20 protein-coding genes and 4 tRNA genes are annotated in these 18,129 nt (G+C 72.3%); 8 read left to right on the forward strand and 16 right to left on the reverse strand.

What is annotated here, in order from left to right; genetic code table 11:
• The 3 genes from ruvC to pdxT all read right to left on the reverse strand — a co-directional run.
• The coding region (ruvC, locus tag RYN42_RS09665) for a crossover junction endodeoxyribonuclease RuvC (RefSeq protein ID WP_315095566.1) at positions 1 to 494 on the reverse strand (494 nt) is incomplete at its 3' end.
• Positions 495 to 542: 48 nt separating this feature from the next.
• Positions 543 to 1,298 (reverse strand): YebC/PmpR family DNA-binding transcriptional regulator, encoded by a 756-nt coding sequence (locus tag RYN42_RS09670; RefSeq protein WP_315095567.1) that lies wholly within the window; start codon positions 1,296 to 1,298, stop codon positions 543 to 545.
• 67 nt (positions 1,299 to 1,365) lie between these two features.
• On the reverse strand, positions 1,366 to 1,965 hold the full coding sequence (gene pdxT / locus RYN42_RS09675; RefSeq protein ID WP_315095568.1) for a pyridoxal 5'-phosphate synthase glutaminase subunit PdxT: 600 nt from the start codon (positions 1,963 to 1,965) through the stop codon (positions 1,366 to 1,368).
• A gap of 191 nt (positions 1,966 to 2,156) precedes the next feature.
• Here pdxT and RYN42_RS09680 point away from each other — a divergent pair, with 191 nt between their 5' ends.
• Positions 2,157 to 3,398 carry an aminotransferase class V-fold PLP-dependent enzyme gene (locus RYN42_RS09680; RefSeq protein ID WP_315095569.1) on the forward strand — a complete coding sequence of 414 codons (1,242 nt, stop codon included), beginning with the start codon at positions 2,157 to 2,159 and terminating at the stop codon, positions 3,396 to 3,398.
• Here RYN42_RS09680 and RYN42_RS09685 read toward each other — a convergent pair whose 3' ends face one another.
• The 10 genes from RYN42_RS09685 to RYN42_RS09730 form a co-directional block, all read right to left on the reverse strand.
• Positions 3,399 to 4,028 (reverse strand): NUDIX domain-containing protein, encoded by a 630-nt coding sequence (locus tag RYN42_RS09685; protein WP_315095570.1) that lies wholly within the window; start codon positions 4,026 to 4,028, stop codon positions 3,399 to 3,401.
• Positions 4,025 to 4,948, reverse strand: a complete 924-nt coding sequence (pdxS, locus tag RYN42_RS09690; protein ID WP_315095571.1) for a pyridoxal 5'-phosphate synthase lyase subunit PdxS — start codon at positions 4,946 to 4,948, stop codon at positions 4,025 to 4,027. The genes RYN42_RS09685 and pdxS overlap by 4 nt, the downstream gene beginning before the upstream one ends.
• 97 nt (positions 4,949 to 5,045) lie before the next feature.
• The gene (locus tag RYN42_RS09695) at positions 5,046 to 5,702 is read right to left on the reverse strand and encodes a hypothetical protein (RefSeq protein WP_315095572.1); all 657 of its coding nucleotides are present in this window, start codon (positions 5,700 to 5,702) and stop codon (positions 5,046 to 5,048) included.
• On the reverse strand, positions 5,699 to 6,913 hold the full coding sequence (locus tag RYN42_RS09700) for a glycosyltransferase family 4 protein (RefSeq protein WP_399552448.1): 1,215 nt from the start codon (positions 6,911 to 6,913) through the stop codon (positions 5,699 to 5,701). The genes RYN42_RS09695 and RYN42_RS09700 overlap by 4 nt, the downstream gene beginning before the upstream one ends.
• Positions 6,910 to 7,872, reverse strand: coding sequence for a phosphatidylinositol mannoside acyltransferase (locus tag RYN42_RS09705; protein WP_315095573.1), 963 nt, complete (start codon positions 7,870 to 7,872; stop codon positions 6,910 to 6,912). The genes RYN42_RS09700 and RYN42_RS09705 overlap by 4 nt, the downstream gene beginning before the upstream one ends.
• Positions 7,869 to 8,480, reverse strand: coding sequence for a phosphatidylinositol phosphate synthase (pgsA, locus tag RYN42_RS09710; RefSeq protein ID WP_315095575.1), 612 nt, complete (start codon positions 8,478 to 8,480; stop codon positions 7,869 to 7,871). The genes RYN42_RS09705 and pgsA overlap by 4 nt, the downstream gene beginning before the upstream one ends.
• Positions 8,481 to 8,487: 7 nt before the next feature.
• Positions 8,488 to 9,039, reverse strand: a complete 552-nt coding sequence (locus RYN42_RS09715; protein WP_399552449.1) for an HIT family protein — start codon at positions 9,037 to 9,039, stop codon at positions 8,488 to 8,490.
• Positions 9,040 to 9,041: 2 nt separating this feature from the next.
• Entirely contained in the window at positions 9,042 to 11,054 is a 2,013-nt protein-coding gene (gene thrS, locus RYN42_RS09720) for a threonine--tRNA ligase (protein ID WP_315095576.1), read from the reverse strand.
• A gap of 116 nt (positions 11,055 to 11,170) precedes the next feature.
• A complete protein-coding gene (locus RYN42_RS09725) occupies positions 11,171 to 11,731 on the reverse strand; it encodes a hypothetical protein (RefSeq protein ID WP_315095577.1) in 561 nt (186 codons plus the stop codon).
• A gap of 124 nt (positions 11,732 to 11,855) precedes the next feature.
• A tRNA-Val gene (locus RYN42_RS09730) sits at positions 11,856 to 11,931 on the reverse strand.
• Between the two features lie 287 nt (positions 11,932 to 12,218).
• Here RYN42_RS09730 and RYN42_RS09735 point away from each other — a divergent pair.
• A complete protein-coding gene (locus RYN42_RS09735; protein ID WP_315095578.1) occupies positions 12,219 to 12,647 on the forward strand; it encodes an SsgA family sporulation/cell division regulator in 429 nt (142 codons plus the stop codon).
• Between the two features lie 62 nt (positions 12,648 to 12,709).
• Here RYN42_RS09735 and RYN42_RS09740 read toward each other — a convergent pair whose 3' ends face one another.
• Together RYN42_RS09740 and RYN42_RS09745 are read right to left on the reverse strand one after the other, a co-directional pair.
• The gene (locus tag RYN42_RS09740) at positions 12,710 to 13,573 is read right to left on the reverse strand and encodes an aminotransferase class IV (protein ID WP_315095579.1); all 864 of its coding nucleotides are present in this window, start codon (positions 13,571 to 13,573) and stop codon (positions 12,710 to 12,712) included.
• Between the two features lie 4 nt (positions 13,574 to 13,577).
• A complete protein-coding gene (locus RYN42_RS09745; RefSeq protein WP_315095580.1) occupies positions 13,578 to 14,645 on the reverse strand; it encodes a chorismate-binding protein in 1,068 nt (355 codons plus the stop codon).
• 146 nt (positions 14,646 to 14,791) lie between these two features.
• Between RYN42_RS09745 and RYN42_RS09750 the strand changes: the two genes are divergently transcribed.
• From RYN42_RS09750 to RYN42_RS09760, 3 genes are all read left to right on the forward strand, one after another.
• A tRNA-Gly gene (locus RYN42_RS09750) sits at positions 14,792 to 14,863 on the forward strand.
• A gap of 55 nt (positions 14,864 to 14,918) precedes the next feature.
• Positions 14,919 to 14,989: transfer RNA gene (locus RYN42_RS09755), tRNA-Cys, on the forward strand.
• Between the two features lie 42 nt (positions 14,990 to 15,031).
• Positions 15,032 to 15,106 (forward strand) — tRNA-Val (locus tag RYN42_RS09760).
• A gap of 200 nt (positions 15,107 to 15,306) precedes the next feature.
• On the opposite strand, the gene RYN42_RS09765 is transcribed toward RYN42_RS09760, so the two are convergent.
• Positions 15,307 to 15,462: a hypothetical protein gene (locus RYN42_RS09765; RefSeq protein ID WP_315095581.1), complete on the reverse strand. Its 156-nt coding sequence runs from the start codon at positions 15,460 to 15,462 to the stop codon at positions 15,307 to 15,309.
• 46 nt (positions 15,463 to 15,508) lie between these two features.
• Between RYN42_RS09765 and RYN42_RS09770 the strand changes: the two genes are divergently transcribed.
• From RYN42_RS09770 to RYN42_RS09780, 3 genes are all read left to right on the forward strand, one after another.
• Positions 15,509 to 17,224, forward strand: coding sequence for an FAD-dependent oxidoreductase (locus RYN42_RS09770; protein WP_315095582.1), 1,716 nt, complete (start codon positions 15,509 to 15,511; stop codon positions 17,222 to 17,224).
• 11 nt (positions 17,225 to 17,235) lie between these two features.
• On the forward strand, positions 17,236 to 17,601 hold the full coding sequence (locus RYN42_RS09775; protein WP_315095583.1) for a rhodanese-like domain-containing protein: 366 nt from the start codon (positions 17,236 to 17,238) through the stop codon (positions 17,599 to 17,601).
• Between the two features lie 199 nt (positions 17,602 to 17,800).
• Positions 17,801 to 18,070, forward strand: coding sequence for a metal-sensitive transcriptional regulator (locus RYN42_RS09780; RefSeq protein WP_315095584.1), 270 nt, complete (start codon positions 17,801 to 17,803; stop codon positions 18,068 to 18,070).
• Positions 18,071 to 18,129 lie beyond the last annotated feature (59 nt).

The following is an 18,129-nucleotide window of genomic DNA, read 5'->3' on the forward strand; positions in this document are numbered from 1 at the left end:
CGCTGCGGGGCGCCGAGCGCCCCGGCGGGCCGCCAGAGGTGGCACACCGCGAGGGCCAGCGCGTCGGCGGCGTCGGCCGGCCGGGGCAGCTCGTCGAGCTGGAGCAGCCGCTGCACCATCGTCTGGACCTGGGCCTTGTCGGCCCGGCCGTTGCCGGTGACGGCGGCCTTGACCTCGCTCGGGGTGTGCAGCGCGACCGGGATCCGGCGGCGCGCCGCGGCCACCATCGCGATGCCGGCGACCTGCGCGGTGCCCATGACGGTGCGCAGGTTTTGCTGAGCGAACACGCGCTCCACGGCGACGGCGTCCGGGGCGTGCTCCTCGAGCCACTCCTCGATCTGCCGCTCGATCGACAGCAGCCGCTGGTCCACGTCCCACAGCGCGTCGGACGTGGCGACGCCGACCGCGACCATGGACAGCCGACGCGACGAGAGTCCGTCGACGACACCCAGTCCGCACCTGGTCAGGCCGGGGTCGACTCCGAGGACGCGCACCGGCTCATGGTCGCAACCGATCGGGCGACCACCGGGGAGGCGCGCAGGTCAGTCCTCCTCGAGCTCCGCCATGACCTCGTCCGAGGCGTCGAAGTTCGCGTAGACGTTCTGCACGTCGTCGGAGTCCTCGAGCGCGTCGATGAGCCGAAGGATCTTGCGCACACCCTCGGCGTCGACCTCGATCTGCATAGCGGGCCAGAACACGACGTCGGCCGAGTCGTACTCGATGCCGGCGTCCTGCAGGGCGGTGCGGACGGGGACCAGGTCGGTCGCCTCGGAGAGGACCTCGAACGCCTCGCCGAGGTCGTTGACCTCCTCGCCGCCCGCCTCGAGGACCGCCTCCATGACGGCGTCCTCATCGGTGCCGTCCTTGGGCACGATGACGACGCCCTTGCGGGAGAACAGGTAGGAGACCGAGCCGGGGTCGGCCATCTGGCCACCGTTGCGGGTGAACGCGACCCGCACGTCCGACGCGGCGCGGTTCCGGTTGTCGGTGAGGCACTCGACCAGCACCGCGATGCCGCCGGCGCCGTAGCCCTCGTACATGATCGTCGAGTAGTCGGCCCCGCCGGCCTCCTGGCCGGAGCCGCGCTTGACCGCCCGGTTGATGTTGTCGATGGGGACCGAGTTCTTCTTCGCCTTCTGCACGGCGTCGAAGAGGGTGGGGTTGCCCGCGAGGTCACCGCCACCGGTGCGCGCCGCCACCTCGATGTTCTTGATCAGCTTGGCGAAGAGCTTGCTCCGCTTGGCGTCGACCACGGCCTTCTTGTGCTTGGTGGTGGCCCACTTGGAGTGACCCGACATCGCTTCAGCTACCCCTTCGTCTTCGGTGCACGCCCGCGTACCCCGGTCCCGGCTGCTGCGCCGGTCCTCACAGGCTGTCGCGGACGATCTGTACGAACAGTTGGTGCACCCGGGTGTCTCCGGTGACCTCCGGATGGAAGGAGGTCACAAGCAGCGGCCCCTGGCGGACGGCCACGATCCTACCGGCGGCGGGGCCCGACTCCACGCGCCCCAGCACCGTGGCGCCGGGGCCGACCTCCTCGACCCACGGAGCCCGGATGAACACGGCGTGCACCTCACCGTCGACGCCGTCGATCGACAGGTCGGTCTCGAACGACTCCACCTGCCGCCCGAAGGCGTTGCGGCGCACGGTGACGTCGATCCCGCCGAGCGTCTGCTGCCCCTCGATCCCGCCGATCATGCGGTCCGCGAGCAGGATCATCCCGGCGCAGGACCCATAGGCGGGCAGCCCCGCACGCAGCCGCTCCTGGAGCGGGGCGAACAGGTCGAACGCGCGCAGCAGCTTGTCGATCGTCGTGGACTCCCCGCCGGGGATCACCAGCGCGTCCACGGCATCCAGCTCGCTGGGGCGACGCACAGGCACGGCACGCGCACCGGTGGAGGTGAGGGCGTGCACGTGCTCGCGCACGTCTCCCTGCAGGGCGAGAACTCCGACGGTCACGGTCACGACGGGCGAGTCTAGGCGTCGTCCGGGGCTGCTCGACGGTGGGACCGGCTGCCGGAACCAGCCGCTCGTGTGACTGCCGGGGCAGCAGGGACGGCCGTGGCGCACAGGGTGTCCCCGCACACCCAGGGGTCCCAGGAGCGGCTGGATCCGACGCCTGCGTCCGGCCGGCGCGCGTCGTAGGCTCGCCCGTCGTGAGCCTCGACGCCCTCGACGACCTGGACGCCCGTGCGGCCCGGCTCGACGGCGAGCACGCCGCCACGGACCTGCGCGACCGGTACGTGCTCCCCGAGGGCGTGGTCTACCTCGACGGCAACTCGCTCGGCGCGCTCCCGGCGGGAGTGGCGGAGGCAGTGCAGGAGGCCGTCCGGACCCAGTGGGGGCGCGACCTGGTCGGCTCGTGGAACGGCCACGGCTGGTGGGACGCACCCGCGCGCGTGGGAGACGCGATCGGGCGGCTCGTCGGCGCCGGCCTGGGGCAGGTCCTCGTCGGTGACTCCACGAGCGTCCGCCTGCACCAGTCGCTGCACGCCGCAGCCGCCCTGCGCCCGGGCCGCACGGTCGTCCTCACCGAGCCGGACTCGTTCCCCACGGACCGGTACGTGGTCGCCGGGGTCGCCGCGCAGGTCGGCTGGCGGGTCGAGCACACCGCTCCCGAGGACGTCCGAGACCGGCTCGGTCCCGACGTCGCGGTCGTCGTCCTCTCGCACGTGGACTACCGCACGGGCGAGCTGCTCGACCTGCCCGGCATCACCGCCGCGGCGCACGACGCGGGTGCCCTGGCGCTCTGGGACCTGTGCCACTCCGCGGGTGCCGTCCCGGTCGGTCTCGACGTGCACCGCGTCGATCTCGCGGTCGGCTGCGGCTACAAGTATCTCAACGGCGGGCCGGGCGCCCCGGCGTTCGGGTACGTCGCGAGCAGGCACCAGGACGCGTTCGTCAACGTGCTGCCGGGCTGGAACGGGCACGCCGAGCCGTTCGCGATGGCGGACGGGTACGTGGGTGCCCGGGGGGTGGCGCGGGCGCGGATCGGGACGCCGCCGATGCTCTCGCTGCTGGCCCTGGAGGCGGCGCTGCGCGCGTTCGACGGCATCGAGATCGAGGAGGTCCGGGCGCGGTCGCTCTCGCTCACCCGGTTCCTGCGGGACGCGGTCGAGACCGTCCTGCCGGGTGCCGCTCTCGTCTCCCCCGAGGCGGACGGGTGCCGCGGCTCGCAGGTGGCGTTCCGGCACCCTGCGGCGTACGGCATCGTGCAGGCGCTGGCGGCCCGCGGGGTCGTCGGCGACTTCAGGACGCCCGACGTCGTGCGCCTCGGGGTCGCCGCGCCCTACCTGACCCACGCCGACCTGGTGGCCGCGGCGCGAGCTCTCGCGGACGTGCTGGGTCGCGGCGAGCACCTCGACCCGGCCTGGTCGACGCGCAACGTGGTGACCTGACTACTCGCGGGCCAGCCCGAGGTGCCGGGTGACGCCGTCCCACACGGGCAGCAGGGAGCGGACCAGGTCGACCAGGCGGTCCGGGAAGACCTCGAGGTCCACCAGGTCGAGGTCGTCGAGGGACCACCAGCGCAGCTCGTCGATGACGTCGAGCTCCAGGTCGGTCCAGCCGGCGCGGTCGACGGCGTCGAACGCCGCGGCGGGCACGCGCGCGAGGTAGAGGATCTCGTCCTGCCGGCAGTGCTCGGCGAAGAAGTCGAAGATCGCGGACCGGGTGAACACCGGACCCACCAGCTGCCCGGGATCCAGCGCGATGCCGGTCTCCTCCCGGACCTCGCGGACCGCGGCGGCCGCCGGGTCCTCGCCGTCGTCGATCCCGCCGCCGACCGTGAACCACCAGCTGCGGTCCGGCTGGTCGACGTCGTGCCCACGGATGAGCAGCACGCGGTCGTCCTCGTCGAGCAGGATCACGCGTGCGGCCTCACGGAACAGCAGGCCGTCCTCCCCGCGGCGCCACTCCGGCCCGAGCCCGTGCACCGGTCCCCCGCCGTCGGCGCTGGACCGGGAGGGGACGGCGAAGGCCGCGGACTGCTCGTCCGCGGCCTCCGGCGTGGTGGGGCCCTGCGTCACCAGCCGCGCTCAGCGAGGCGGTGCGGCTCCGGGACGTCCTCGACGTTGATGCCGACCATGGCCTCGCCCAGCCCGCGCGAGACCTTGGCGATGACGTCCGGGTCGTCGAAGAACGTGGTCGCCTTGACGATCGCCGCGGCACGCTCGGCGGGGTTGCCGGACTTGAAGATGCCCGAGCCGACGAACACGCCCTCGGCGCCCAGCTGCATCATCATCGCGGCGTCGGACGGCGTCGCGATGCCGCCGGCCGTGAAGAGCACGACCGGGAGCTTGCCCGCCTGGGCGACCTCCTTGACCAGGTCGTACGGCGCCTGGAGCTCCTTGGCGGCGACGAACAGCTCGTCCTCCGGCAGGGACGTCAGGCGACGGATCTGGTCGCGCAGCGTGCGCATGTGGGTCGTGGCGTTGGACACGTCACCCGTGCCGGCCTCGCCCTTGGACCGGATCATCGCCGCACCCTCGGTGATCCGGCGCAGGGCCTCGCCCAGGTTGGTGGCGCCGCAGACGAAGGGGACGGTGAACGCCCACTTGTCGATGTGGTGCGCGTAGTCGGCAGGCGTGAGCACCTCGGACTCGTCGACGTAGTCGACACCGAGCGACTGCAGCACCTGCGCCTCGACGAAGTGGCCGATGCGGGCCTTCGCCATGACGGGGATGGAGACGGCCTCGATGATGCCGTCGATGAGGTCGGGGTCGCTCATGCGTGCGACGCCGCCCTGGGCGCGGATGTCCGCCGGGACACGCTCGAGGGCCATCACGGCGACGGCTCCGGCATCCTCGGCGATCTTCGCCTGCTCCGCGTTGACGACGTCCATGATGACGCCGCCCTTGAGCATCTCGGCCATCCCCCGCTTCACGCGGGCGGTGCCGATGACGCCGGCGTGCGTCGCGGTGGAGGACTGGCTGTTCTCGCTGGTCACGTCGAGCCTCACAGATCGTGGTGCGGGATGGGTGGGGGCCACGCGGCCTCCTGATGGGTCGATCGTAGTCCGTCCGGGTCGAGGCCCCGGCGCTGTCTCAGCGCGGCGGTGAGCCCTCGACCGTGCCCCGACGGGCTCCCGGCCTGCCGAGCGTCTCGGGCCAGGAGTCGTCCAGCTCGAGGCTCTGCGGCTCCGGCGCGTGCCCCGCGAGCCGCAGCAGGCGGACCAGCGGACCGCGCCGGGCGCGCTGCGTCTGCGCGACGGCCTCGTTGTGGAACCGGCGCGCCAGCTGCACGCGGTACCAGGAGGAGGCGAGCAGGTCGACCAGCTCGTCGCCGGCCGGGTCCGCGCGCAGCGCCGCCACCTCGTCGGCGTCGTCGAGGGCCTCTCGCAGGGTCGCTGACAGCTCGCTCTCGATGCCGCTGCGGTCCACCGCGAGGAGCACGTCGCCGCCCGGTGGGACGTCGTCCGGGCCGAGGAGCTCGCGCAGGTCGGGCGCGAGCTCGACGGCGCCGGTGGACAGCGCGGCCCACGCCGCCTCGCCGACGAGCACCGAGCTCACGGGGTCGAGCAGCCCGGAGGTCGCCAGCTCGGCCGCCACCGTCGCCCGCCGGACCAGCTGCGCGTCCACGACCGCGCGCGACGTGCCGACCTTGCGGTGCAGGCGGTCCAGCCGGGACGCGGCGACCCAGACCCACCACAGCGCGAGGGCGACGACGATCGTCACGTAGACGGTGATCTCGGACCACCTCATCGCGACTCACCCCGTCCCCTGCGCAGCTCGAGCAGCCGCGCGCCACGCACCGACGACGGGTCCTCGACCACCGGGGAGCGCCCGGCGGCCACGACCATCTCGTAGACCGCGAGCACCTGGCCCGTGACGGTCGACCAGTCGTACTGCCGGACCACCTCGAGGGCGTGGGCGGAGACCTGGTCACGCAGGACCGGGTCCCTGAGCACGCGCACGAGCGTCTGCGCCAGGTCCTCGCTGTCCCCCGTGCGGAACAGCACGCCGGCCGCGCCGTCGTCGAGCACCCGGGAGAAGGCGCCGAGATCGCTGGCGACGACGGTCGCACCGGCGCTCATCGCCTCGACGAGGACGATGCCGAAGCTCTCGCCACCCGTCTGGGGGCCGCAGTACACGTCCACCGACGCCAGCAGGCTCGCCTTGTCCTCGTCGGAGATCCCCCCGAGGAACTCGACCGCGGCCGCGGCCTCGTCCCCGAGCAGCTCCGCGACCTCCGCGGGACCGGTCTCGCCGCGCCCCGCGACGAGGAACCGCGCGCCCGGAATCTGCGCGAGCACCCGCGGCACGGCGCCGAGCAGGACGGGCAGCCCCTTGCGCTCCTCGTCGAGCCGCCCCAGGAAGGCGATGGTCGGGCGCTCGAGGGTGCCGGTCCAGCGGGCGTCGGGCTCGGCCGAGGCGAAGGCGTCGACGTACACGCCGTTGGGGATCACGACGGCGTCCCCGCCCATGTGCTCGACGAGCGTGCGACGGGCGTCCTCCGAGACGGCGATCCGGGCCGAGATCTTCTCCAGCGACTGCCGCACGAGGGGGTAGGCCATCTGCAGGGGCCGGGAGCGGATGAGCGCGGTGTGGAAGGTCGCCACGATGGGTCCGTCGGCGATCCAGAGGGCCAGCATGCCGAGGCTGGGGGTGACCGGCTCGTGCAGGTGCAGCACGTCGAACTCCCCGGCAGCCAGCCACTTGCGCACGCGCGCGGCGGTCAGCGGGCCGAACGTCATGCGGGCGACGGCGCCGTTGTACCGCACGGGGATCGCCCGCCCGGCCGCCGTCATGTACGACGGGATCGGCGTGTCCTCGTCGGCGGGGACGAGGACCGACACCTCGTGCCCACGCGCGATGAGCGCCTCCGCCAGGTCCCGCACGTGGAACTGGACGCCGCCGGGGACGTCGTAGGAGTACGGGCAGACGATGCCGATCCGCAGGGTGCGCTCGGTCATCGGGCGCTCCCCTGCGCCTCGAGGGTGGCGGCGTACCGCTCGGGATCGAGGTCCTCGACGAACACCTTCTGCAGCATGTGCCAGTCCTGCGGACGCTGGCGCACACCGGCGGCGAACTGGTCGACCCACGCCTGGGTCATCGTGCGCACCTGGTCCGCCCGGGGCACGTCCGCGGGCATCTCGATCGCCTTGTTGAACTGGATCACGATGCCCCACGGCGAGCCGGCCGCACGCCGCTGGGCTCCCCTCAGCCGCTCGTAGTAGATGACGGTGGTCACCAGGGGCGAGCCGGTGGTGATCGCGAGGGCGGCGGGTCCGACGGCCACCCGTGCCCGGTGACCGAACAGGTCGACCTCGATGCCCTTGGCGGTGAGGTCGCGGTCCGCGAGGAGCGGCAGGAGCCCCGCGCCCGCGCGTGCTGCACGCACCAGACCGCGGAAGACGTCGCCCCCGCCGGTCAGCGGGAAGATGGTGATGCCGATGCTCTCCCGGAACGCCACGAACTCCTGGAACAGCGCCTCCGGCTCGAGGCGCTCGGCCACGGTCGTCACCGGCGCGATCGCCCGGGTCGAGTACGCCCCGGCGAGGTCCCAGTTGCCGGTGTGCCCGAGCGCGAGGACGACGGCCCGGCCCTGGTCGGTGTGGACGCGCAGGTTCTCCATACCCACGGCACGCACGCGCGCGTCGACCTGCTCCGGTGCCATGGTCGCGAGGGCGAACGCCTCGCCGAAGTAGCGCATGTAGGAGCGCATCCCGGCGCGGCTGAGCCGCCGCAGCTCGCGGTCCCCGAGCTCGGGCCGGACCCGCGCCAGGTTCTTCTCCAGCTGACGCACCCCACCGCCCCGGCGCAGCCACGCGACGTCCGCGGCTCCGTCGCACAGGGCTCGCAGGAGCCCTCCGGGCAGGCGCCCGGCCACCCTCCAGGCGAGGGCGAACGCCCGCGCGACGTCTACCTTCACTCGGACACCCGCACGGCCTGGCGGTGCACCTTGGTCATGCGCTGCACGATCGTGACGGCCGACGCCAGCGCGAGCAGCCCGAGCACGACCGTGAGGACCACCTCGGGCGCTCCGAAGCCGACAGCGGCGGTGGCGACCAGGACGAGGGCCAGCCGGTCCGCGCGCTCGGCGATCCCGCCCGACGCCGTCATGCCCAGGCCCTCGGCCCGCGCACGGGCGTAGGGCACGATCGAGCCGAGCACCAGGCACGCCAGCGCGAGGACCGCGGTCGTGCGGTCGTCGCCCCCGGCCGTGAACCACAGGACGAGGCCCGCGAAGATCGCGCCGTCGCCGAACCGGTCGAGCGTGGAGTCGAGGAACGCCCCCCAGGGGCCCGACCGCCCCGACAGCCGGGCCATCACGCCGTCGAGGGAGTCCGTGAGGACGAACACCGCGATGACGAGCGTGCCGGGAAGCAGGTGCCCGGTGGGGAAGGCCCAGAGCGCGGTCACGACCACGACGAGGGTGCCGGCCACCGTGACCGCGTCGGGCGAGACGCCCAGCCGCAGGAGCACCCGCGCGACCGGGGTGAAGAAGCGCGTCATGGCACCGCGCAGTCCGTTCAGCACGTGCCGATCATCCCTTCGGTGCGGTCGGCCAGGCGGCCGCCAGACGGTCCCGCGTGTCCGCCAGCAGCTCGGGCAGCGCGCGGGTGCGTGCCACGATCGGCAGGAAGTTGGAGTCGCCGGCCCACCGCGGCACCACGTGCTGGTGCAGGTGCGCCGCGATCCCCGCACCGGCCACGTCGCCCTGGTTCATGCCCAGGTTGAACCCCTGCGGCGACGAGACCTGCCGGAGCACGCGCATCGCCGTGCGGGTCAGGGCGGCCACCTCGGCCACCTCGGGCTCGGTCAGGTCCGTGTAGTCGGCGACGTGCCGGTACGGGCAGACCAGCAGGTGCCCCGAGTTGTAGGGGTACAGGTTGAGCACCACGTACGCCACCTCGCCGCGAGCGACGACCAGCCCGTCCTCGTCGGTCAGCGTCGGGATGCGGCAGAAGGGGCAGCCGTCTCCCGCCTCACGGTCGACCGGCTTGTCCTGGCCGCCGAGATACGCCATGCGGTGCGGGGTCCACAGGCGTTCGAAGGCGTCGGGTACGCCGGCGAGGTGGTCGGCAGGCTCGCTCACGCTCAGACCTGCACGCGGTCGCGCACCGCCGAGACGATCCGCTCGATCGCCTCCGCGACGGGCACCCCGTTGTCCTGGCGCCCGTCCCGGTACCGGAACGAGACAGCCCCGGCCTCGGCGTCCTCGCCACCGGCGATGAGCACGAACGGGATCTTCTGCGTGCTGGCGTTGCGGATCTTCTTGCCGAACCGGTCGTCGGACCGGTCCACCTCGGCACGGATCCCCTGCGCCTTCAGCTGCCGGACGACGTCGTCGAGGTACCCCTCGAACGGCTCCGCGACCGGCACGGCGAGCACCTGCACGGGCGCCAGCCACGCGGGGAACGCACCGGCGTAGTGCTCGGTCAGCACGGCGAAGAACCGCTCGATCGAGCCGAACAGCGCGCGGTGGATCATCACAGGGCGCTGCCGCGTGCCGTCCGGAGCGGTGTACTCGAGCTCGAACCGCTCGGGCAGGTTGAAGTCGAGCTGGATGGTCGACATCTGCCAGGTGCGTCCCAGCGCGTCCTTGGCCTGCACGGAGATCTTCGGGCCGTAGAACGCCGCGCCCCCCGGGTCGGGCACGAGGTCCAGGCCTGACGCCTCGGCCACCTGGCGCAGCGTCTCGGTGGCCTCGTCCCAGGCCGCGTCGGAGCCGACGGACTTCTCCGGGTTCTTGGTGGACAGCTCCAGGTAGAAGTCGTCGAGCCCGTAGTCCTTGAGCAGGTCGAGGACGAAGGTCAGCAGGCTGGTCAGCTCGTCCTTCATCTGCTCACGCGTGCAGTAGATGTGCGCGTCGTCCTGGGTGAACCCGCGCGCCCGGGTCATGCCGTGCACGACGCCCGACTTCTCGTAGCGGTAGACGGTGCCGAACTCGAAGAGCCGCAGCGGCAGCTCGCGGTAGGACCGCCCGCGCGCCGCGAAGATCAGGTTGTGCATCGGGCAGTTCATGGGCTTGAGGTAGTAGTTCTGCCCCTGCTTGCGGATGTTGCCCTCGGCGTCGCGTTCCTCGTCCAGCGTCATCGGGGGGTACATGCCCTCGGAGTACCAGTCGAGGTGCCCCGAGATCTGGAACAGCTGCTCCTTGGTGATGTGCGGGGTGTTGACGAACGAGTAGCCCGCCTCCACGTGCCGCCGCCGGGAGTAGTGCTCCATCTCCATGCGGATGATGCCGCCCTTGGGGTGGAACACGGCCAGCCCGGAGCCGATCTCCTCGGGGAAGGAGAACAGGTCCAGCTCGTTGCCCAGCTTGCGGTGGTCGCGGCGCTCCGCCTCGGCGATGCGCTCCAGGTAGGTGCGCAGCTCGTCCTTCGTCGGCCACGCGGTGCCGTACACGCGCTGCAGCTGGGGGTTCTTCTCCGACCCGCGCCAGTACGCGGCGGCCGAGCGGGTCAGCTGGAAGCCGTTGCCCAGCACGCGGGTGCTCGGGACGTGCGGGCCGCGGCACAGGTCCTGCCAGACGACCGCCTCGGTCTCCCGGCCGGCGCCACGCACGTTCTGGTAGATGCTCAGGCCACCGAGCCCGACCTCGACGGAGGCTCCGTCGGCCGCCGTCGGGTCGCCCTTGAGGCCGATGAGCTCGAGCTTGTACGGCTCCTCGCGCAGCTCCGCGCGCGCCTGCTCCTCGGTCACGTCCCAGCGCCGGAACGTCTGCCCCTCCTTGACGATCCGGCCCATGACCTTCTCGATCGCCTTGAGGTCCTCGGGGGTGAAGGGGGTGTCGACGTCGAAGTCGTAGTAGAACCCGTCGGTGATCGGCGGGCCGATGCCCAGCTTCGCCTTGGGGTTGACCTCCTGCACCGCCTGGGCCAGCACGTGCGCGGCGGAGTGCCGCAGCACCGCGAGCCCGTCCGGCTCCTCGATGGTGACCGCCTCGACGACGGCGCCGGCCGCGAGCGGGAGGTGCAGGTCGCGCAGCTCACCGTCCACGCGGACGACGAGCACGTCGCGGCGGCCGGGGTAGAGGTCCGTACCCGTCGTCCCCGGCTCCACCGTGGTCGCGATCCCGTCGACGGTCAGGGTGATGAGCTCGGGCACCGGTACAGCCTCCTTCGTGGCCGCTCGCCCTGGCGGCGAGCCCCTCGATGCTACCGGCGGGCACGTCGCCGTTCCGACGCCTTAACCTCCCCGGGCGCACCGCCGAGGACCCGTCGTCACCACCGGTGCGCCACGTCGACCACGAGGCGGGACGTCGTCTCATGAGGTCCCGGCAGGATGAACGCGCGGAAGGGCAGGCGCGCGCGGGTCCCGACGCCGATCGTGGTGTTCCCGTCGTCGGAGGTGCCTGCCCACGCGACCTGCCGCAGCGTCCGGTAGCCGGTGACGTCTCGCATGTCGGTGACCGTGCCCGAAGTGGCCATGAGGAAGTACGGCGACCCGGACGCCGCTACCTGGGTCCAGGCGCGGGCGACGACCTCGAGCCGCGCGCCGCCGCGGACCGCGACGGCGTCCCCGGCGGGCATGGTCACCGTGTCCACGTACCTGACCACGTAGCCGGCAAAGGGGCCCTCGACGTCGATGACCACCCGGTCGTAGCAGGCGTGCCGACCCGTGCGGACGGCGAAGACGTCGCCGGTCCGCGAGGGCTCTCCGTTGGTCTTCTCCAGCGATCCCCAGCGGATGCCGCAGTACGGACCCGCGACGGACGGCGCCGCGGGAGTGATCACCAGGGCCGCCAGCAGGACGAACAGGACCACGACTCCGCGACGCCTCATCGCGCCATTCCTTTCACGAGAGCGATGCCCTCTGCACCTCTCAACGTAGCCCTCACGCGTGGCCACCGACAGCGCTCGGACACGCACGAGAGGCCACCCCGAAGGATGGCCTCTTGCGTGGTGCTGGTGGGCGATACCGGACTCGAACCGATGACCTCCTCGGTGTGAACGAGGCGCTCTACCAACTGAGCCAATCGCCCGTCGTCCACGAGATCGCCGTCATCGACACGAGGGTGCGTATCATGACGACCACCCGTGGGTGACATCGAGGAGATGTTACCCGGCCGGGGACGAGAATCCGAAACCGGGTCCGTGCACGTCGACGATGCGACAGTCAAGAGGTTGGCTGTCCCCAGGATGGGTGCTGCCACCCGTGGTCCACACGGCGGTCCGCGTCCCTCCGGGTGAACTCGCGGCGCCTACCGGTCCAATCGGGCGTGTGGCCTGCCATGATGGGACCTCCAGCCCTTGCGAACAGGAGGACCCGATGACGAGCTCGACATACGACGTCGTCGAGGTCGTCGCCATGCAGCTCATCGGCTCCGACGCCAGCGTCATCCCGGTGAGCGCCGAGTTCTCCTTCAGGACATCCGACCCCTACACGGTGCGCGCGGTCTTCACCGGCCCGCACACCATGTCGACGTGGCTGATCGGCCGCGAGCTCCTCTCCCTGGGGATGCACGCGACGGCCGAGGCGCCCGCCGGGACCGGTGACGTGCAGGTGTGGCGCGACGAAGACCCCGACTACACGCTCGTGTCGCTCAGCGGGGTCGAGGGCAGCGCGCTGCTCGCCGCTCCCACCGAGCCGATCGAGCGGTTCCTGGCCGCCACGGAGGGCCTGGTACCTCTGGGCTCCGAGAGCGACCGCATGGAGAGCGAGATCACGGCCCTGATCGCCGCGCTGCTCACCGCCTGACGCACGCAGACCTCGACCGGTTCCGCCGACGGCGGGACCGGTCGTCGTACGTCCGGGGACGGTCAGGGGTCGAGGTCGTCGGCCAGGCGCGCCTGGAAGAGCCGCTGCGCCTCGAGGGAGAGCGGACCGGCGTCGATGTCGGACCCGTCGAGAGCCACGACGGGTGAGACGTTGCGGATCGACCCCGTCATGAGCAGGTGTGCCGCACCGGTGGCCACGTCGTCCAGGACCTCGTAGCGCAGCTCCCCCGGCTCAGCCTCGCGGACGGGCAGCCCCGCCTCCCCCGCCCACTCGAGCAGCAGCTCGCGCGTGATGCCCGCCAGGCACCCGCTGGTCAGCGGCGGGGTCACCAGCTCGCCGTCGCGCTCGACGAAGACGTTGGACGCGGTGCCCTCGCACAGCTCGCCCACCGTGTTGGCGAGGACCGCCTCGTCGGCACCCTGCCGGTACGCCTCCGCGACGGCGACGACGTTCTCCGCGTACGACGTGGTCTTCAGCCCGGCCACCGCCGAGCGCTCGTTGCGGACCCACGGCACCCGGACCACCCGCGAGACCTCCGACCGGACGCCCGGCCCCGCGAGCACCAGGAGGCTCTGGCGCTGGTCGGCGGGGTCGAACCGGTACGAGCCCAGCGGACCCGGTCCACCTGTCAGGGTGATGCGCAGCCGACCGGTGTCCGGGCCGGCGGCGGCCAGCACGGCGGCCACGCCCGCGCGGACGGCGTCCTCGTCCGGCTCGGCCAGCCCGATGCCGACGGCGGACCGCTTCAGGCGCCGCAGGTGGCGCGTCAGGGCGAACGCTGTGCCGTCGTACACCGCGCACGTCTCGAACACCCCGTCGCCCACGGTCAGCCCGTGGTCGATGCCCGTCAGGAGAGGGTCCTCGGGACCGTGCAGACGACCGTTCGACCAGATCACGACACCCATCGGATCAGTCTGTCACCGGTGCGACGACGACGCCGGAGGCCAGAGCGACCAGGCGCGCCGCCTTGAGCTCCGTCTCCGCCCACTCCGCCTCGGGGTCGCTCCCCCACGTGATCCCGGCCCCTGTACCGAAGCGCAGCACGTCGTCGGCCCACCAGAACGTGCGGATGCCCACCGCCAGCTCGGCACGCACCGCGCCGTCGGCAGCGACCTCGACCCACCCGACCGCGCCGCAGTACGGCCCCCGCGGGACGGTCTCGAGCGCGGCGATGATGTCGAGCGCCGAGGACTTCGGCGCGCCCGACACCGACCCCGGCGGGTACGTCGCGTCGAGCAGCCGCGCCCACAGGTCGGGCGCGGCCGCGACGTCGTCGGCCAGCACGCCCTGGATCGTGCTCACCAGATGGACCAGGCCCGGGTGACGTTCCTCACCGAGCAGCGTCGTGACCTCGACCGTGCCTGGCACGCACACCCGCTGCAGGTCGTTGCGCACGAGGTCCGTGATCATCACGTTCTCGGCGCGGTCCTTCTCCGTCATGGCCTCCGACGTGGCTGCCGTGCCCTTGATCGGCCCGCTGGTCACCACGCCGTCCTCGACCCGCAGGAACAGCTCCGGCGACGCGGTCACCACCCACACCTCCCCCGGCACCTGGATGCCGCCGGAGTAGGGCGCCGGGTTGCCGGCGTCGAGCACCGCACCGAGCGACCTCGCGTCGGGCTCCCCCGTCAGCGGCGCGCTCAGCACGCGGCAGACGTTGGCCTGGTAGACGTCCCCCTCCTGGATGTGCGCGCGCACGTCGGCCACCGCGCGCACGTACGAGGACCGGTCGAGCGAGCTGCGCCAGGACGCCGGGCGGGGACCGGTCCACGCCCGGCTCTCCGTCGGCGTCGCCGGTCGCACGTCGGCGAACCGCCACGCCCGCACGCTGCCCTCGAAGTCGCCGACCACCGCCCACCACCCCGGCCTTCTGAGCCGCTCCGGCTGCGCACGGACGTCCACCGTCTCGACGACGCCGGTCGCCTCGATGCCGGCGAACCACGCGACGCCGCGCGTGTTCGTGGTCTGCTCAGGCACCCGCACACGCTACCCACCGGGGGCGCGACACCCCGGGTTCCGCACGATCACCCGGGTGCGGGGGGCCAGTTGGACTCTCGCCGAGATCGTCGGTTAGAGTTCGGGACGCACACGGAACACCGGTGAAAGCCGGGGTCACGTGCTGTGCGGACGTGGCTCAGTGGTAGAGCATCACCTTGCCAAGGTGAGGGTCGCGGGTTCGAATCCCGTCGTCCGCTCGGAGGCAGACACTCCTGATCGGCTGACCGCAGCCGCTGAGGACTGCGGTCTCAGGGTGGAGTGGCCGAGTGGCGAGGCAGCGGCCTGCAAAGCCGTATACGTGGGTTCGAATCCCATCTCCACCTCGTAACAGCTTCTTGTCTCATGCATGACCCGGCTTGATCCCCGGGCGATTGGCGCAGCGGTAGCGCGCTTCCCTGACACGGAAGAGGTCACTGGTTCGATCCCAGTATCGCCCACCATCACTACTGCAGGTCAGAGGGCCATCACCGAAGAATCGGGGTGGCCCTCAGTCATGCGTACGCCAACTGTGCACGCCAACCAGGTCTCCAGTTGGCGTACGCAGCGAGCCGATGGACGGACGCGGACGGCCCTGGACGACACCGGCTTGGGGTCCGTTCCGCTGCAGCGAGGCCCGCGATCCGAACCTGGCCGCAAAGCGTCAAAGTCCGAGGGAATCCCCGAGCGTGTCCATCGCCTTGCGTGCCGTCGGCGTCGTCAGGTGCGCGTGCACCTCGGCGGCGATCTGGGTGCCGGCGTGGCCCAGGAGCTCGGAGACGGCCTCGAGGTTGACGCCGCCGCCCGTGAGGCGGACCACGCGCTCTTGCCTTCCGTCTGGATACCCCTGGGGGTATATTGCTCTCATGCAGAACGAACAGACAGGCTCCGCGCCCGAACACCGCAGGATCATCATCGTCGGTGGTGTCGCCGGTGGCATGAGCGCAGCGGCGCGAGCGCGGCGGCTGGACGAGCGCGCCGAGATCGTCGTGCTCGAGCAGTCCGAGTACGTCTCGTTCGCCAACTGCGGCCTCCCGTACCACCTGTCCGGTGAGATCGAGCGCCGCGACGACCTGCTGCTGCACACACCGGCCTCGCTCGGCGCGGCGCTCGCGCTCGACGTGCGCACCGGCAACCGGGTCACCGCGATCGACCGGGCCGCCCGCTCGGTGTCGATCACCACCACCGACGGCCCCTACGAGCTGGCCTACGACGCGCTCCTGCTCTCCCCCGGTGCCGTCGCGGTGCGTCCGCCGATCGACGGGCTGGACCACTCCGCCGTGCACTCCTTGCGGACCATCCCCGACCTCGACGCCCTCGACGAGCACGTCACGCGGCTGGTCGACGGTCGCAGCGACGACCACCGGGCACGCGCCGTCGTCATCGGCGCTGGCTTCATCGGCCTCGAGGCGGTCGAGGCGCTGGTCGCCCGCGGCCTGGAGGTCGACGTCGTCGAGCTCGCCGACCACGTCCTCCCGCCGCTGGACGCCGAGCTGGCACCCCTGCTCGCCGACGAGCTCCGCGCGCACGACGTCGGCCTGTACGCGGGAGTCTCGGCGCTCTCCGTCACCCCCGGCGCCGAACGCGCCGTCGAGCTCACCCTGTCGGACGGGACCACGCTGAGCGCCGACCTCGTCGTGGTCAACGTCGGCGTGCGTCCGGCGAGCCGGCTGGCCCGCGACGCCGGCCTCGACGTCGGTCCGACCGGCGCCATCCGTGTCGACGCCGACCAGCGCACCTCCGACCCGCACATCTGGGCCGTCGGCGACGCGGTGGAGGTCGTCCACGCGGTGACGGGGGCCGTCGGACCGGTACCGCTGGCCGGGCCCGCCAACCGTCAGGGCCGCCGCGCCGCGGACTCCATGCTCGGCCGTCGCACCACCCCCCAGGCACCGGTGCTGGGTACCGCCATCGTGCGCGTGTTCGGGCTCACCGCCGCCGTGACCGGTGCGAACCAGCGCACCCTGGCCGGGGCCGGGATCCCGCACGAGGTGGTCCGCATCCACCCCGGGCACCACGCCGGCTACTTCCCGGGGGCCGAGCAGATCCACCTCGTCGCCAGCTTCGCCCCAGACGGTCGGCTGCTCGGTGCTCAGGCGGTGGGCCGTGCAGGCGTCGACAAGCGCATCGACGTCCTGGCCACCGCACTGCGCGCCGACATGACCGCCGACGACCTCGCCGAGCTCGAGCTGGCCTATGCCCCGCCGTACGGATCGGCCAAGGACCCGGTGAACATGCTCGGGTTCGTCGCCCAGAACGCGCTCGACGGGACGACCCCGCAGTGGCACCCAGCGCAGCTGGACGACGTGCTGGCCGACACCCTCGTGCTGGACGTCCGCTCGCCGGCCGAGTTCGACCGCGGCCATCTCAAGGGTGCGCTGCACATCCCGCACACCGAGCTGCGCGGCCGTCTGGACGAGGTCCGCGCGGCCGCCGCGGGCCGCCCCGTCAGCGTGCACTGCGGATCCGGCGTGCGCTCCCACATCGCGACCCGCGTCCTGCTCGCCGAGGGCATGGACGCGTGCAACCTGTCCGGGGGCTGGCTGACGCTCACCGCTGTCCGCCCCGACCTCGTCGCCTGAAGGAGAACCCCATGTCGCTCACCAGCAGCCTCCGCCGACTCTTCGGCAGCACGGACGACGGCAACGACACCCTGCGGCCCACGATCGGCGCCGCCCGCGCGCTCGAGCTGGTCCGCGACGGAGCCGCGCTGCTCGACGTGCGCGAACGCGCCGAGTGGAACACCGGCCACGCGCCCCAGGCCCTGCACGTGCCGCTCGGCGAGATCGACAAGGCACCCCGACGCCTGACGCAGGACACACCCGTCGTGGTGATGTGCGCCTCGGGCATGCGCTCGCGCAGCGCCGCCAAGCACCTGCGCAAGCTCGGCTTCGAGGCCACCAGCCTGTCGGGCGGCATCGGCGCCTGGCAGGCCGCTGGCGGCGCCGTCCGCCGCTGAAACACACACCCCCCGAAGGAGAACCACCATGTGCTCACCCGCCCGCTGCTCCACCTGCGGCAAGGTCACCTGGTCCGGCTGCGGCGAGCACGTCGACGCCGTGATGGGCGACGTGCCCCGCGCCCAGCAGTGCACCTGCCGCTGACCCTCGGCACCACCCGAGTACCGTGACCCACCCCCGACGAAGGAGAACACCGCCATGGAGCTGGACAAGGACGAGATGTCCAAGGTCTCCAACCGGCTCAAGCGCGCCCAGGGCCAGCTCACGGCCGTCGTGCGCATGATCGACGAGGGCCGTGACTGCGAGGACATCGTCACCCAGCTGTCCGCGGTCTCCCGCGCCCTCGACCGCGCCGGGTTCGCGATCATCGCCACCGGCATGCGCCAGTGCCTGACGCAGCCGGACGACGGCGAGCCGGGCACCCTCGACGTGCAGAAGCTCGAGAAGCTCTTCCTCTCACTCGCCTGACGCCCCCGCCGGACGCCGGGCGCCTCCGGGCGCACCGCCGTCCCACGGGGTCGAGGTCA

The sequence above is a fragment of the uncultured Cellulomonas sp. genome (assembly GCF_963527515.1).
Taxonomy (GTDB): Bacteria; Actinomycetota; Actinomycetes; order Actinomycetales; family Cellulomonadaceae; genus Cellulomonas.

Bases quoted from the DNA above. Each gene is read 5' to 3' on its own strand.
- RYN42_RS09770 (WP_315095582.1), top strand. From the start codon at position 15,509: ATGCAGAACGAACAGACAGGCTCCGCGCCCGAACACCGCAGGATCATC.
- RYN42_RS09775 (WP_315095583.1), top strand. From the start codon at position 17,236: ATGTCGCTCACCAGCAGCCTCCGCCGACTCTTCGGCAGCACGGACGAC.
- RYN42_RS09670 (WP_315095567.1), bottom strand. From the start codon at position 1,298: ATGTCGGGTCACTCCAAGTGGGCCACCACCAAGCACAAGAAGGCCGTG.
- RYN42_RS09695 (WP_315095572.1), bottom strand. From the start codon at position 5,702: ATGAGGTGGTCCGAGATCACCGTCTACGTGACGATCGTCGTCGCCCTC.
- RYN42_RS09735 (WP_315095578.1), top strand. From the start codon at position 12,219: ATGACGAGCTCGACATACGACGTCGTCGAGGTCGTCGCCATGCAGCTC.
- RYN42_RS09780 (WP_315095584.1), top strand. From the start codon at position 17,801: ATGGAGCTGGACAAGGACGAGATGTCCAAGGTCTCCAACCGGCTCAAG.
- RYN42_RS09740 (WP_315095579.1), bottom strand. From the start codon at position 13,573: ATGGGTGTCGTGATCTGGTCGAACGGTCGTCTGCACGGTCCCGAGGAC.
- RYN42_RS09700 (WP_399552448.1), bottom strand. From the start codon at position 6,913: ATGACCGAGCGCACCCTGCGGATCGGCATCGTCTGCCCGTACTCCTAC.
- RYN42_RS09725 (WP_315095577.1), bottom strand. From the start codon at position 11,731: ATGAGGCGTCGCGGAGTCGTGGTCCTGTTCGTCCTGCTGGCGGCCCTG.